The organism is Streptomyces sp. NBC_01537 (assembly GCF_045040445.1).
In the GTDB taxonomy this organism is placed as follows: Bacteria; Actinomycetota; Actinomycetes; order Streptomycetales; family Streptomycetaceae; genus Actinacidiphila.
The window spans coordinates 9,745,221-9,758,528 of record NZ_CP109392.1; the positions used below are offsets into that span (position 1 = coordinate 9,745,221).

The 13,308-nt window shown below is 70.8% G+C and carries 14 protein-coding genes and 3 pseudogenes; 11 read left to right on the plus strand and 6 right to left on the minus strand.

Annotation, left to right across the window (positions count from 1 at the left end):
* Nucleotides 1-182: 182 nt before the first annotated feature.
* Together OG607_RS44720 and OG607_RS44725 are read left to right on the plus strand one after the other, a co-directional pair.
* On the plus strand, nt 183-1,076 hold the full coding sequence (locus OG607_RS44720; protein WP_405736330.1) for an aminoglycoside phosphotransferase family protein: 894 nt from the start codon (nt 183-185) through the stop codon (nt 1,074-1,076).
* Between the two features lie 313 nt (nt 1,077-1,389).
* Entirely contained in the window at nt 1,390-1,947 is a 558-nt protein-coding gene (locus OG607_RS44725; protein WP_405736332.1) for a GNAT family N-acetyltransferase, read from the plus strand.
* A 321-nt stretch (nt 1,948-2,268) separates the two neighbouring features.
* Here the strand turns inward: OG607_RS44725 and OG607_RS44730 are convergent, their stop codons facing one another.
* Nucleotides 2,269-2,517: a hypothetical protein gene (locus OG607_RS44730; protein ID WP_405736335.1), complete on the minus strand. Its 249-nt coding sequence runs from the start codon at nt 2,515-2,517 to the stop codon at nt 2,269-2,271.
* A gap of 104 nt (nt 2,518-2,621) precedes the next feature.
* Here OG607_RS44730 and OG607_RS44735 point away from each other — a divergent pair, with 104 nt between their 5' ends.
* Nucleotides 2,622-2,810, plus strand: a complete 189-nt coding sequence (locus OG607_RS44735) for a BBE domain-containing protein (protein WP_405736337.1) — start codon at nt 2,622-2,624, stop codon at nt 2,808-2,810.
* A gap of 183 nt (nt 2,811-2,993) precedes the next feature.
* Nucleotides 2,994-5,657 (plus strand): tetratricopeptide repeat protein, encoded by a 2,664-nt coding sequence (locus OG607_RS44740; protein ID WP_405736340.1) that lies wholly within the window; start codon nt 2,994-2,996, stop codon nt 5,655-5,657.
* Between the two features lie 60 nt (nt 5,658-5,717).
* Here the strand turns inward: OG607_RS44740 and OG607_RS44745 are convergent, their stop codons facing one another.
* On the minus strand, nt 5,718-6,458 hold the full coding sequence (locus OG607_RS44745) for an SAM-dependent methyltransferase (protein WP_405736342.1): 741 nt from the start codon (nt 6,456-6,458) through the stop codon (nt 5,718-5,720).
* A 380-nt stretch (nt 6,459-6,838) separates the two neighbouring features.
* Between OG607_RS44745 and OG607_RS44750 the strand changes: the two genes are divergently transcribed.
* Both OG607_RS44750 and OG607_RS44755 read left to right on the plus strand, forming a co-directional pair.
* Nucleotides 6,839-7,750, plus strand: a complete 912-nt coding sequence (locus OG607_RS44750; protein ID WP_405736344.1) for an ADP-ribosylglycohydrolase family protein — start codon at nt 6,839-6,841, stop codon at nt 7,748-7,750.
* A gap of 663 nt (nt 7,751-8,413) precedes the next feature.
* Complete coding sequence (locus OG607_RS44755; RefSeq protein WP_405736346.1) at nt 8,414-8,803, plus strand: hypothetical protein; 390 nt, start codon at nt 8,414-8,416, stop codon at nt 8,801-8,803.
* A 48-nt stretch (nt 8,804-8,851) separates the two neighbouring features.
* On the opposite strand, the gene OG607_RS44760 is transcribed toward OG607_RS44755, so the two are convergent.
* A complete protein-coding gene (locus OG607_RS44760) occupies nt 8,852-9,418 on the minus strand; it encodes an ExeA family protein (RefSeq protein ID WP_405736347.1) in 567 nt (188 codons plus the stop codon).
* Between OG607_RS44760 and OG607_RS44765 the strand changes: the two genes are divergently transcribed.
* The gene (locus tag OG607_RS44765) at nt 9,395-9,676 is read left to right on the plus strand and encodes a hypothetical protein (protein ID WP_405736350.1); all 282 of its coding nucleotides are present in this window, start codon (nt 9,395-9,397) and stop codon (nt 9,674-9,676) included. The genes OG607_RS44760 and OG607_RS44765 overlap by 24 nt on opposite strands.
* Here the strand turns inward: OG607_RS44765 and OG607_RS44770 are convergent.
* Together OG607_RS44770 and OG607_RS44775 are read right to left on the minus strand one after the other, a co-directional pair.
* Nucleotides 9,660-9,845 carry a hypothetical protein gene (locus OG607_RS44770; protein WP_405737474.1) on the minus strand — a complete coding sequence of 62 codons (186 nt, stop codon included), beginning with the start codon at nt 9,843-9,845 and terminating at the stop codon, nt 9,660-9,662. The genes OG607_RS44765 and OG607_RS44770 overlap by 17 nt on opposite strands.
* 159 nt (nt 9,846-10,004) lie before the next feature.
* Nucleotides 10,005-10,622 carry a hypothetical protein gene (locus tag OG607_RS44775; protein ID WP_405736352.1) on the minus strand — a complete coding sequence of 206 codons (618 nt, stop codon included), beginning with the start codon at nt 10,620-10,622 and terminating at the stop codon, nt 10,005-10,007.
* A 293-nt stretch (nt 10,623-10,915) separates the two neighbouring features.
* Here OG607_RS44775 and OG607_RS44780 point away from each other — a divergent pair, with 293 nt between their 5' ends.
* The 3 genes and pseudogenes from OG607_RS44780 to OG607_RS44790 all read left to right on the plus strand — a co-directional run.
* Entirely contained in the window at nt 10,916-11,743 is an 828-nt protein-coding gene (locus OG607_RS44780; protein WP_405737476.1) for a class I SAM-dependent methyltransferase, read from the plus strand.
* 97 nt (nt 11,744-11,840) lie between these two features.
* Nucleotides 11,841-12,545, plus strand: coding sequence for a hypothetical protein (locus OG607_RS44785; protein WP_405736354.1), 705 nt, complete (start codon nt 11,841-11,843; stop codon nt 12,543-12,545).
* A gap of 146 nt (nt 12,546-12,691) precedes the next feature.
* A pseudogene (locus tag OG607_RS44790) lies at nt 12,692-12,943 on the plus strand (aquaporin family protein); the annotation flags it as partial.
* A gap of 26 nt (nt 12,944-12,969) precedes the next feature.
* Here OG607_RS44790 and OG607_RS44795 read toward each other — a convergent pair.
* Nucleotides 12,970-13,062, minus strand: a pseudogene (locus OG607_RS44795) (transcriptional regulator); the annotation flags it as partial.
* On the opposite strand from OG607_RS44795, the pseudogene OG607_RS44800 reads away from it, so the two are divergent.
* Nucleotides 13,061-13,265: pseudogene (locus tag OG607_RS44800) on the plus strand (flavoprotein); the annotation flags it as partial. The pseudogenes OG607_RS44795 and OG607_RS44800 overlap by 2 nt on opposite strands.
* Between the last annotated feature and the right edge of the window lie 43 nt (nt 13,266-13,308).

Consider the following 13,308-nt stretch of genomic DNA (forward strand, 5'->3'; position numbering starts at 1 on the left):
ACGTTCAGCCTGCAGTTTCTTGTCAGCGATGTGCCGCAGACTTTCCTGCAGGCCGGCGACCTCGCCGAGCCACTGCATCCGGTGAGCCTCCCCGAGATGCTGGCGGGTGTTGGTCTCGATTTCCAGCAGCCGGGGCTCCTGGGTCAGCTGCTCCGCCTGCCGTCTCAGTACTGTGACTTCGCATGACCGAGTTCGAGATCACCGCAGACCTGGTCCGCGACCTGCTGCAGGAGCAACATCCAGACCTTGCGGGGCTGGCCATCCGCGAGGTGGTGGGCGGCTGGGGCAACCAAATGTGGCGCCTCGGGGATGAGTTGGCCGTGCGCATGCAGCGCATGGACCCCACCCCGGAGCTCCAGCTCAAGGAGCGGCGGTGGCTACCCGTGCTGGCCCCCCGCCTGCCGCTCCCGGTGCCGACCCCGGTGCGGTTCGGCGAACCCTCCGAGCGCTTCCCCAAGCACTGGACCGTGATGACGTGGGTTCCCGGCGAGCCGCTGGACCACGGCTCGATCAGCCGCGGCGCCCACGCGGCCGACACGCTGGCGGGCTTCCTCCAGGCGCTCCATGTGGAGGCGCCCGCCGAGGCGCCGATCGCTACGGACCGCGGTGCCCATCCCAGGAACTGCACGGACGGCTTCGAGAACTTCTTCCAGGCCGTTGCCCCCGACGACGACATCGCTGCCGACGTCCGGGCTGTTTGGGACGACGCCGTTGCGGCCCACGCGTGGGAGGGCCCGCCTGTGTGGGTGCACGGCGACCTCCATCCCGCGAACGTCGTCGTCTCGGACGGAACGCTCTCTGGCATCGTCGACTTCGGTGACATGTTCGCCGGCGATCCAGCGTGGGACCTCGCCGCCGCATGGGTGCTACTACCCGCAGGCACGGCCTCACGGTTCTTCGACACATACGCGTATGCAGACGAGGCGGCGATCCGGCGCGCCCGCGGGCTGGCCGCTATGAAGAGCCTCTTCCTGATGCTCATGGGGCAGAACGGAGATCGGGGCCTTCCCGGCGGCAAGCCGAACTGGGGACCTGCAGGCCGGGCGGCACTTGATCGTGTTCTGAAGGGTGTTTGATGCGGGCATGGGGCGAGATATCGGCGTACAGGCGAACGTGCTCAGCTCCGTACGGATGAACGTGCGCAACCTGCCGTACGACACAGTGCCGGGGGCGTCCGACTGCCAGCTGTCCTTGGGACAGAGCTCACAGTCAAGAGGGGCGAAGCCCCACGCCCTTGTGGTCACGCAGAGTGCGAGAGTGAAAGCGACGCACAAGATCGAGAAACTGCATGGACGGCGGGTGCCTTGCGGGCCTAGCGTGCCATGAATCGAAGGCAGATGGACGTTCCAGGCCGCGAAGCCGTGGCTCATGAGACTGGGAGGGGGCTGCATGACGTCGCTGCGGTTCCGTGTGGCGGGTCCCGACGACGCCGAGACAGTAGCGTTGCTGCACGCCGACAGTTGGCGCCGGCACTACCGCGGCGCCTACTCCGACTCATTCCTGGACGGTGATGTTGTCGCCAACCGCCGGTCCGTATGGTCGTCGCGGCTCGCCACCCCGGCCAACAGCATGACTGTCGTCGCTGAGTGCGACACCGGACCGGCGGGCTTCGTGCACGTCGTATTCGACAACGATGACCGATGGGGCAGCCTCGTCGACAACCTGCACGTCATCCACGGCCGTCAGCGCACCGGCATAGGTGCCGCACTCCTTACCCGGACGGCCGAGGCCGTTGCGGAACGGGCGACAGGCAAGTCCATGTACCTGTGGGTGCTGGAGCAGAACACCGCCGCTCAGCAGTTCTACCGAGCCTTCGACGGCACCTGCGTCGAAAAGGCGACAGTGTCGCCTCCCGGCGGCGTACGGGCCCGACTCAACGGCTCACCCAACAAACTCCGCATCACCTGGTCCGACTCCTCATTGCTGGCGCCCGCCACCGGTCACTGATCCCCGCAGCGGGATCACATCGCGACGTCCGCAGGGCGGGCGCCCTTGGCTGCGGGCCCTGGCCCTCACCCCTGAAGTGGCGGGGGCCAGGTGCCCTGCCAGCCGGAATCCGCAAAGAGTCTGTGCACTTTCATCCGTACCGGCCTGGGCACATTCGGCTGTACGCCGACACGAGATGCCGCACTCAGGGGCTGTTAGGACGGACGTTCTGTGGCCGTGGAGAATCTGACGGCTTCTGGTACGTGCTGCGAGGAAGCGGCCGACAGCGCCCCCGCACCAGACTTCGGTGCGGGGGTGCTGCGCGTTTGACTTGGGATTCCCCTACAGCCCGTCGGTGTTCAGCTCAGCCAGGTGCTCCCGCAGGAACCGGTGCGTCTGCTCGTCGGTGGCGACGTCTTCGTTGTCGAAGCGGCTGTCTGCCCATGACGTCTTGCCGCTGGAGCGGATGCGCAACTCCCCTCCCGTGATCCGGTACCGCCGGTACTCGCGGAAGTTCTTTCCCTCGTAGCTGGTCTCCAGCTCGAAGCCCTCGTTCTGGTCCAGCAGTTGCTGGCGTACTTCCCTCGTCAAGCGCATGGTCCCCCCGCAGTTCATAACGGTGGGGGGACCATGCCCCGTCTAAGCCGCAACCTGCACCTGCTCGGCGGAAGGCAGTGCGAACCTTCTGACCATCCATGGCTCAGGCGGCCGCGCCGTTCTCGCTCGACACCATCGCCGCGTACGTCAACTTCCCCGACCCGGACCTCGACCACTGGGACACCGCCTACTACGGCGACAACTACGCCCGACTGAAGAAGGTCAAGGACCGCCACGACCCCCACCGCGTCTTCCGCTACAACCAGGGCATCGGCAACCCGCGGTAATCCACTCCTCAGCGCTCACCGCCGGACTGGCTGTCCAGGTATGGCCGCCCAGAGCGCAGCGGCCGCCAGAGTTCGGCTGCCGGCGGGTCCGGCGAGGGCGACGGGGCGACGCCTTGCCGCGACCGGGGTAGGGCGAGCGAAGGGAGGGAACAGGAGAGGGAACGGGTGCACGGGGGTGGTGTCATGGCGCGCAGGGCGGGGCGGCTCGCCGCGGTGGGCGCGACGGTGGTGCGGTTTCTGGTGGCCGTGACACGGCCGGTCCTGACCTTGTTGTTCGGGCCGCCGGGGATGGCCGTCGGCGGGGTTGCCGGGGCCGCGGGGGCCTTGGGCGGGGAGGCGCTGGAGCGGGTGGCGGCGCGGCAGAGGGGGCTGCCGGAGCTGCTGCGGTTCTCCTGGAGGGGCCGGGTGCCGACGGTGGCCGACGCGGTGGACCCGATATGGCTCGGGGTGCACCCGGCGGCGCCCAACGGCGGCGGTGCGGCGGGCTTCGGGCGCGTACCGGCGTTCATCGGCCGGGATGTGATGCCGCAGGCAGAGGCAGCGCTCAGCGCGGGGGAGGGCTTCGTGCTGCTGGTCGGGGAGTCGACGGCAGGAAAGTCGAGACTGGCGTACGAGGTGATGCGGCAGCACTTCCCGAAGTACCACCTGGTGGTTCCCGACAGCCGGGAGTCGATGGTGCACCTGGTCGACGTCGTCGTACGGCTGCAACGGGTCGTGGTATGGCTGGACGAACTGGACGCCTACCTCGGTGCCGGTGGGCTGAGCGCGGGTCACGTGCGGCGGATGCTGGACGCCGACGGGGCGCGGGTGGTGGTGCTGGCGACGATGAGTGCCCAGCAGCACAGCCGGTTCGGGGCCCGGTCGCAGGCCGACAACGAGCCGGGCCTGGATGTGCTGCGCAGCGGCCGCGAGGTGATCCGGCTGGCCGCCACCGTCCGGGTCGACCGGACCTGGAGCCCCGCCGAGATCGCCAGGGCCCGGCGACACGCCGAGGACCCCCGGATCAGGGCCGCGGTCAACGACGCCGGATCGGGGCGGCGCGGGGTGGCCGAGTACCTGGCCGCCGCGCCCCAGCTGCTGGACGAGTGGCACAACGCCTGGTCGACCGGCACGCACCCGCGGGCCGCCGCCCTGGTGGCGGCAGCGGCGGACGCCCGCCGAGCCGGGTACCACCAGCCGCTGCCGGAGGACGTACTGCTGCGGATGCACGGCGTCCACCTGGAGCGGCGCGGTGGCATGGCGCTGCGCCCGGAGCCCTGGGAAGAGGCGCTGACCTGGGCCACCGAGCCGCTGCACGCCACCTCGAGCCTGCTGCTGCCCCGCGACGGCCGCCGCTACCTGGCCTTCGACTACCTCCACCACACCCTGGACGAACAGGTCCCGCCGCCGCGTATACCGGCCGAGATCTGGCAGACCCTCATCGAACACGCGGACGCCGTCGGCGCCCACGACATCGGCACCACCGCCTACCAGCGCGGCGACCTCGCGCACGCCATGGCCGCGTTCGAGAAGGCCGGCGTGGACCGCGGACGGCTGCCCCGGCAGTGGTACGCGACCTGCGTCGGCGAGGCCGGCGACCCCGGGCGCGCCGCCGGCCTGTATCGGGAGCTGGTCGCCGAGTCCACCGCAGAGCTGGGCTCGGACGCCCGCGAGACACTGGAGAATCGCAACGCCTACGCCCGCTACGTGGGCATGGCCGGCCACCCCGCCGAAGCGGTCGACCTGCTCCACGGCGTGATCGCCGACCGGGTGCGCGTCCTGGGCGCCGATCACTCGCACACCCTCAACAGCCGTAACAACCTGGCCCTGTTCCTCGGCGAGTCCGGACGGATCGGCCCCGCGCTCGCGGAGTTCGAGGCCGTGCTCGCCGACCGTACGCGGTTGCTCGGCGCCGACCATCCGCACACCCTCAGCAGCCGCTACGGCCACGCGTACCTGCTCGGTGACGCGGGCCGCCCCGCCCAGGCCGCCCGGCTCTTCGACAGCCTGGTCGCCGACCGCACCCGGACCCAGGGCCCCTACCATCCGTACACCCTCAACAACCGCCGCCACCATGCCCACTTCCTCGGCGAGGCCGGACACGCCGCCCAGGCCGCCGAGCTGTTCGCGGAACTGATCCAGGACTGCCTCAGGGTGCTCGACAAACGCCATCCCGACACCGTCGCGGCCCGCCACGGCCACGCCCGCTTCCTCGGCGAGTCCGGCGACCCGGCCAGGGCGGCCGGTCTGCTCACCGAACTGCTGGCCGACGCACACGGGGACGTCACACGGGGCAGCGGAGTGCAAGGCTCCCGCAACCCGGTCGCTCTGGTGTGGCGCCGCTACCGGGCCTTCTTCCTCGGCGAGGCCGGCGACCCCGACCAGGCGGCCGGGCTGCTCGGCGAACTGCTCACCGACAGCCGCACCATCCTCGACGACGGCCACCCGCACCTGTTCGCCATCCGCGCCGCCCACGCCCGCAGCACCGGCCGGTGCGGCCGGACCGAGGAAGCCGTCGGCCTGTACGCGCGGCTCGCCGACGACTGCGGCCGCGCCCTGGGCGCCGACCACCCCCACACCCTCGCCGCCCGCAGCGGCCACGCCCGCGCTCTGGGCACCGCCGGCCGCGCCGCAGAAGCGGCCGACCTGCTGGAGATCCTCGTACAGGACCGCACCCGCGTGCTCGGCGACGACCATCCGGCCACCCTCGGCAGCCGCAACGGCCACGCCTGCTTCGTCGGCGAATCCGGGGACCGCCCCCGCGCCGCCCGGCTGCTCCGGCAGATCCTGGAGGACCGGATCCGGTACCTGGGCGAGGATCACCCGTGGACGTTGCGCACCCGGCGGGAGCTCGCCCGGTTCGAGTGAGTCGTCCATCGCCACCGTCCGCCTTCGGGCCGAGGTCACCCAGGGCGCCGGCCCATGAGGTCAGCCGGATGTTTGACGCAGGATCAGACTGACGAAGCCCCACGTGTCCCGGTAGACGCGCAGCCATTCGGTGCGGCGGGTCGTGGCCGTTTCGAGCGCCTGCGAGCTGTCCGGGTGGGCAGGGTGATCCAGGGCCCATGAGGCCAGTGACCCCCAGCAGGCCCACTCGTAGTCGTCCAGCTCACGGCGCGTGCTGACATGCCCGTGGACGGGAGTCCACCCGTCGGCGACGACGCGGTCCACGGTGGTCGCCAGATCGGTGAAGTCCCCGAGCATCTCGACGGCCTCCTGGGACGGCTCACGTTCCCAGAAGCCCTCACCGATCAGGACGCGTCCGCCCGGAGCCAGGTGCTTGCGCGCCGCCGCGAGGGTGGGCAGCAGGCCGCCGAAGGCGTGCGTGGCCCCAACGCTGAGTACGAGGTCGAACGAATGCGCGGAACGGAAGTTCGCGGCCTCCTGGTGGTGCAGTGCAAGGCGCGTCGCCTGGACGCCCAGACGGCTCGCGGCCTCACGCGCCTGTCGAAGGGCGTCCTCGGAGATGTCGACGCCCTCGGCATGCACGTGCGGGTGCGCGGTCAGGGCGCGCAGAAGCCATTCCCCGCCGCCGCAACCCAGGTCGAGTATCCGCTCGCCGCCACGTGGGACGCCACGTTCCAGCAGTTGTCGCACGGAATCGTCGTCCAGCGGAGACTTGATCGGGTGGTTGGCATGGGCGAGTCCGGAGATCTGTTCACGGTTCACCGGCGCAGCCTGACAGCGCGTGAGAACGCACGCACGTCGATTTCCTCGGCGGATGAAGGGGGTGAGGCTTCGCCCTCCGTGTGCGTACGGGGCAGGTCGCGGTCGCGTGTTCCGCAACTGCGACAGGCGCGGAGCCGACCCCGCTCGACCGGCGATGCCGGGCTACCACCGTGTCCAGGAGTCGGGCTCGCCAGTCGGTCTGAGCGACCGGGGGGCCGAAGCCGTCGGCATGCAGCGCGTTGAGGGTCGCGTTGTCGAAGTCGCCGCGCCACGCGTACTTGATCGCCACGCCCGGATTCTGGTCGCGCGGGCGACTCCGGCTGCGTGTCCGCACCGAAACCGGGGTGCGGGGGGCGCCGCCGCGCTGCGAAACTGCCCCGGTGATCACCTTGCCTACCGCTGTGCTGGACTCGTTGCACGGACTCGCCTTCGGGGACGCTTTCGGCGACCGTTGGTTCGGCATCCTGCGCCGGGAGGGCCCGGCGGCCCTGGAGGCGCGGGCTCTGCCCCCGGAACCGCTGTGGCGATGGAGTGACGACACCGCCCAGGCGCTCGTCCTCGTCCAGGAACTCGCCGAAGGCGGCGGCATCGTCGACCAGGACCGTCTCGCCGGGCGCTTCGCGGTCGCCTACGCGGGCGACACGCACCGCGGGTACGGGGCCTCGATGCACGACGTGCTCCGCCGGATCGGCGCGGGCGAGCCCTGGCGGGAGGTGGTCGCCGGGCAGTTCGGCGGCCAGGGCTCCTGGGGGAACGGCGCGGCCATGCGCGCTGCTCCGCTCGGAGCCTGGCATGCCGCCGATCTCGACGCGGCCGCCGAGCAGGCCGCCCGCCAGGGCGCGGTCTCGCACCATCACCCGGAGGCGGTGGCCGCGGCGGTGGCAGTCGCTCTCGCCGCCGCCCTGGCAACCCGCGGCCGGGGTGAGCCCGCTCCGGCCCGCCCGGACTTCCTCCACGCCGTCGCCGAACGCCTCCCCGACAGTGACGTCCGGTCGGGAGTGCGGGTCGCGGCCCGAATGTCGGAGCGCACCTCGGTCCGACATGCTGCGGAGGTCCTGGGCTCCGGCTACCGGATGTCCGGGCCCGACACCGTCCCGTACGCCCTGTGGTGCGCGGCCGGTCACCTCGACGATTTGCACGAGGGCCTGTGGTGCACGGTCGCCGGGCGCGGCGACATCGACACCACCTGCGCCATCGCGGGCGGGGTGATCGCCGCCCGCACGGGCGTCACCACCCTTCCACCCGCCTGGCACGCCGCCCGCGAACCGCTGCCCCCGCTCGTGCCCGAGTGAGCCTTCCCCGGGCGCCGGCCGCAGCGCCGGCTCGGCGCTGCCGGGTCGAGGTTGAGCAGCCGATGCGGCGTCCCGACTCCTCCTGCGGCCACCTGAGCCGGCGCCGTACCGGCCGGAGCAGGACGCCCGGCTGCTACGGCGCCCACGGCACGGGGGAGAGGAGCGATGGGGCGTGTGGGGGTTGTGGGGTACCGGTGTGGCAACTCTGGCGCTCTTCGGTACTGATGGCATCGCCATGGTCAACGCAGAGATTTCGTCGAGGGAGTTGCGCTCCGGTAGGTGCCTGCCTGTCCGACACTCCCAAGACGCCCGGGGAAGCACTTGCTCCGCGAAGGCATGCCGCCGATGCCGATGCGCGGCTTCCTGACCAACGAAGACGACACCTGACCCGCCGCACCCCAACGCAGTCACCCCGCCGCCTCGCACTTTTCTCCATGTGTTGGGCGGCGCTGAAAATGCCGATGAGTACGGCACTCACGATGCCGATGACCGAGAAAGTGATCGCCCCGCTGGAGTGGTTCCAGCGGGGCGATTGTCGGCGAGGTGCCGGGTTTATCGGCAAGGTGCCCGTCGGTTCGGTGCCAGTAGGTGGGCGGTGAGCCAGTATGTTGATCTCCGGGCAGCTCTTTGGCAGGCATGCTCAGGCTTAGGAGGGGGACATCGGTGGCTGCTGCGCTGTTCGTCCGGTTTCAGGCGCCCGTTCCTAACGCTCGCGGGTACTTTCCTGGCGTATTTGCGCTGGCCAACGGCCTGGGGCGGAGCGGTCGGCTCGTTGACGCGGAGTGCCGGTTCTGGCAGGACGGCAACGAGTGGTATGAGGCGAATCTGATGGATCCGTGCAAAGTGGAGCCGTCGGTCTATGACCGCTCTTTGAATCCTGGGGCCACTGCCTGGTTCAAGTCCACGGCTGGTGAGGTCCTCGATCGCGTGGCCGGCTATCTGGATCTTCTGTCGGTGCATGGGGTCGCCTGCGAGCGGATCGAGTCGCGGAACCCCGGCAAGGTTGTCTACGAGGACGAGCATCAAGTCGTTGTGGTGCCAGAGGACTTGTAACTGGTCCTGTGGCCATCGCAGGCCGACCGCGCGGGTGCATGCGGTTGTTCAGTCGAGGACTTCGGTGACGGCGGACTGGGCGGCCTTCTCGTCGACGAGGGATTTGCCGGCGGCGAACGTGGCGACCAGGGATTGCAGGCAGAGGTTGTTGTTCGCGCGGGGGAAGCCGCGCGATGTGGTGTGGATGAGGGTGACCGCGTCGTCGGTGAACAGCTGGTCGCTGGGGCCTGCGAGGCCGAGATGGTGCTTGATGTAGCTCGCGGTCTCGGTGGAGGTCATGCCCGGCATCGTGTAGCGCAGAGCGGTGCGTTGTTCGAGGGCGGCCAGGACGGCGAGTTTCATCGTGCGCCGCAGGGTGGGCTGGCCGACCAGCAGGCAGGACAGCAGGTGGGCTTCGTCCAGGACCAGGACGGGCGTGCGGCCGCGTTCCTCGCGTGCGGCGGCCAGTGCCAGGCCGGTCTGGGCGGTGAGGCGGGAGCCGAGGTGGGAGGGCTGCTGGCCGAAGGCGGTGACGATGGCTTCGTGGATGCCGCGGACTCCGATCACGGGGTTGGGCAGGTAGAGCACGGTGTGTTTCGACGGGTCGATGCCGTGCAGGACGGTGCGGACGGACACGGCTGGCCCATCGCCCCTGTGGTCTTCGGGGGCGACTTCCGCCGTGCCCAGCACCAACTCCTGGAAGCCGACGTCGTGTACGTGCGCGACTTCGGGCACCCCGAGTCCATGACCGACGAGCAGCTCAAACAGCTGGCCTTGGTCGCACACCACGTGTACGGCTCGACCGACCTTGCGTACCACTGCCTCAGCGTTTTGGCCACCCGAAACGCCGCCGCTCCCGACGCGCCGAACCGCTACCTCACCGCACTGGACTGACCTCATGTTGCGCCACCCGGTCAGGGTCCGAGTGCACGGTGCGGTGATAGACCGTCTCACCAGGCGGTGAACTGGCGCCCTTCGTGACCTCGGCGCGGGCAAGGATCTGCGAGATGGCCGCACAGTCGTAGCCGTACTCGTCGAAGACCGCCGCGGCGGCTTCCAGGATCGCCCGCCGTCACGGCAGCTGTAGTTCGTGAGGCGTGAGACGTCGTCGTGGGTCAGCAGAGTGGGTGGGGGTGCCTGCGGGCAGAGGTACACCCTTGGCAGACACCGTGTGCCGTGCCGCCTCGCGGTCAGGGGATTCCTCCAGCACGCGGGCGAGGCTTCAGAACGGGCGTTCGGCCGTGCCCAGGACAACGAGTTCTGTGCCGTCCAGCACCTTCGCGAGTACCTGCGGCGCGCGGCGCATGTGGCAGTAGTCCCACTGCGCGCGGTGGATCACCTGGTCCGGGTGGCTGAGCGCGCGCAGCACGTCCCAGTGCAGGGCCTGGGCCCAGACGTACCCCGGCTCGCCGTCGATGTCCATGTCCTCCGCGTCGATCGGGGTGTCCGCGAGCGCGGAGGCCAGGCGTTGGCTGTCCACGGGCCCAGTGGCGAAGTCCAAGAACGCAGCGGGGTCCGCGCCCGCGGGTGTGTCGTTGGCGGCCTCATCGTCCCGGCCCGGCCAGGAGTCGTAGCGGTGGGCGCGAACTCCGTCACGCCAGACCTCCAACTCCAGCCGGTCACCGTCGTACTGGAAGGCGGCGAGCACCGGAGCGCCCAATTCGGCGCTGATCGGCCCGGCGAGTGCGAAGACGTTGTTCTCGTCGACGAACCGGTCCGGATGGACGAGGCAGAATCTCGGCCCGGCGGGGGTCGCGTAGCCAGCCGCGCAGACCTGGCGCAGGACTGCGGCCGCCTGTTCGAGCGGCACGGGGATCAATATCGTGCCGTACGTGGTCACGGCCTCACCTCCTGGGATGCGGTGACCCTACGTGGCGGTGACGCTGCGAGGCCAACAAAATTCGCCCTGGCTTCGTAGGTGGGAACGGGCTCTGGTCCACTTCGCGTGGTCGCGTACACAGGGTGACTGTTGATCTCCGCTCGCCTAGTGGTGGTTTTAGTGGCCGTAGGCGGTCAGGGCGCGCATGGCTGGCTGGCCGCGCATGAAGCTGGCTCCCCTCATCGGGCCCCTTGGAATCGATCTTCTAGGCTGGCGCGGTGACTGATGAGCAGGAGTGGGTGCAGCCGTCGGGAGTGTGGGCCACGGCGGTGGGGGTGGCCAGGGTGCGGGCGCTGGAGACCGAGCGGGAGAACGCGCTGTTCCGCGACCCACTGGCACAGGCCTTCGCCACCGCCGGCGGCCTGTGGCCCTCCTCGCCGCCGCTGCCCGATGACGCGGCCGCACGACGCCGCCGGCTGGCCGTGTCGTTCTCCATCGTCATCAGGACGAAGTTCCTCGACGACCTGTTGCAGCAGGCCTCCGCGTCCGGGGTCCGGCAGGTCGTGCTGCTCGGCGCCGGCATGGACAGCCGGGCCTTCCGGATGGACTGGCCCGAGGGCACCCGGCTGTTCGAGGTCGACACCGCCGCGCCACTGGACTTCAAGGCTTCGGTGCTGCGCCAGGAACGGGCCGTCGCACGCTGCGAGCGGATCACCGTCGCGGTGGATCTGCGTGAGGACTGGCCAGGCGCGCTGGCCGCCGCAGGGCACGACCCGGCCGTGCCGACCGCGTGGATCGCCGAAGGACTACTGATCTATCTGCCCGAGGACGCGGTGGAGCTACTGCTGGCCCGGATCAGCACGCAGTCGGCGGCAGGCAGTCGGATGGGGCTGACATTGGGCTCGCGCGGCGTGATCGAGCGCTTCGGCGCGGACGCCGCGCCGGGATCGGCGGCGTCCATGTGGGTCTCGGAGATGCCCGACGACCCGGTGGGCTGGCTGGCCGGGCACGGCTGGGAGGCCGACAGTCACACCCTGCGCGAGCGCGCTGCCGCCTACGGCCGCCCGATCAGCACCCCGCCGCAGCGCGAGGAGCGGCCCGGCGGACTGATCTCGGCGGTCCGCCGGCAGAGCGCCTCCTGAAGGCCGACGGGTCAGCCATGGCAGTTGGGCATTGCACCGTCGTGGAGCAGGGAAATTCCCGACCAGGTCATGCGGCGTGATGCTAGCGTCCGGCGACGTGACGGCTACGACATTTCTGATCGGCGGGGGCTGGGACGAGCGCGCCTCCGGACTTCTCTACGGGCCGTTCCTGGCCGCGGCCGGGTCCCGCCCCACCGTGGCCTGCCTGCTGGTCGACGAGGGCGACGGCGCGGCGGACTTCGTACGCTACGCCGCCGCCCTGCGCAGGGCCGCGCCGTGCACGCCGGTGCCGGTGCTGGTGCCGCTGGGCGGTGCGCTGGATCCGGCGTCACTGGAGGGCGCGGACGGGCTGCTCGTCGGGGGCGGGCTGACGCCCGCGTACCAGGAGGTGCTCGCGCCGGTGCGAGCCCGGCTGCCGGAGGTGCCCTACGTGGGGTTCTCGGCGGGGGCGGCGGTGGCGGCGCGGGAAGCACTGGTCGGGGGCTGGCTGGCGGGCGGGGTGGCGGTGTGCCCGGAGGAGGCGGGCGAGGATCTGGGGGAGGTCGAGGTCCGCGCGGGGCTCGGGCTGGTGCCCTGGACCGTCGAGGTGCACGCGGCGCAGTGGGGGACCCTGGCGCGGCTGGTCGAGGCGGTCAGGCAGCGGGAGAGCTCGGGGGTCGCGATCGACGAGAACACGCTGCTGACGGTGGATGGCGACAGCGGCCGAGCCCGGGTCTCCGGGCTCGGCCGGGTGCACACGGTGAGCCCGGCCGGGTTCGTCCGGGCCTATCGCTCCGGCGAGTCCTTCGGCCTGACGATGTAGGCGACGAGGGGTCACGGCGCGGCGGTGAGCGCGTCGACCAGGACCCGCAACTGCAGCACGACATCCGCAGGCACGGCGACGGCCTCGTCGAACACGTCGACGGCGGGCTTGAGGACATCGATGAGCCGGCCGGACCGTACGGCGCGAGTTCGCGTTCAGCCGGGGCCGGCGCCCACGTCCCCGACCGGTACGCCGCCCGTAAGGCGTTGGCGTACGTCCCGGCTCAGATCGCCGGGGCCATCGGCGGCGCGATGCCGGCCGAGGCGATGTTCGGCCGGCAGGTGGTGGCATGGTCCACCCATGACCGCTCGGCCGGACATCTGCTGCTCGGCGAGGTGGTGGCGACGGCCGGGCTGAGCCTGCTGATCTTCGGGCTGGCACGGACCGACGGCCGTCGTGGGGGGCTGGTCTTCGGAAGCGGGCGTCAGCCCAACAGCTGACCCATGGCGGCCGGCCCGGCCGGGGCGACGCCGTAGTAGACCCAGGTGCCGCGTCGCTCGGAGGTCAGCAGTGCGGCCGAGGACGGCCGCCCGCGCCTGGCCGGTCGACGAGGTCGTCGTCCTCACCGGCTTCCGCCCCGGCCTGTCCTTCCTCTCCGAACTCCGCCTCGGCCTGGACGAGCGCCTTGCGGCGCCCGTCGCCCTGGCCCCGCTGATCGACCCCAACATCCACTCCTGCGGCACCGTTTACCCCCACGGAGTGACGGAGGTGTGCCCACCCCGGGCAGCGAGCGGTCCGCTGAGCATGGTGAACAGGAAACAGC

Coding starts and splice junctions, on each gene's coding strand:
- OG607_RS44720 (WP_405736330.1), top strand. CDS start 183: ATGACCGAGTTCGAGATCACCGCAGACCTGGTCCGCGACCTGCTGCAG.
- OG607_RS44725 (WP_405736332.1), top strand. CDS start 1,390: ATGACGTCGCTGCGGTTCCGTGTGGCGGGTCCCGACGACGCCGAGACA.
- OG607_RS44735 (WP_405736337.1), top strand. CDS start 2,622: ATGGCTCAGGCGGCCGCGCCGTTCTCGCTCGACACCATCGCCGCGTAC.
- OG607_RS44740 (WP_405736340.1), top strand. CDS start 2,994: ATGGCGCGCAGGGCGGGGCGGCTCGCCGCGGTGGGCGCGACGGTGGTG.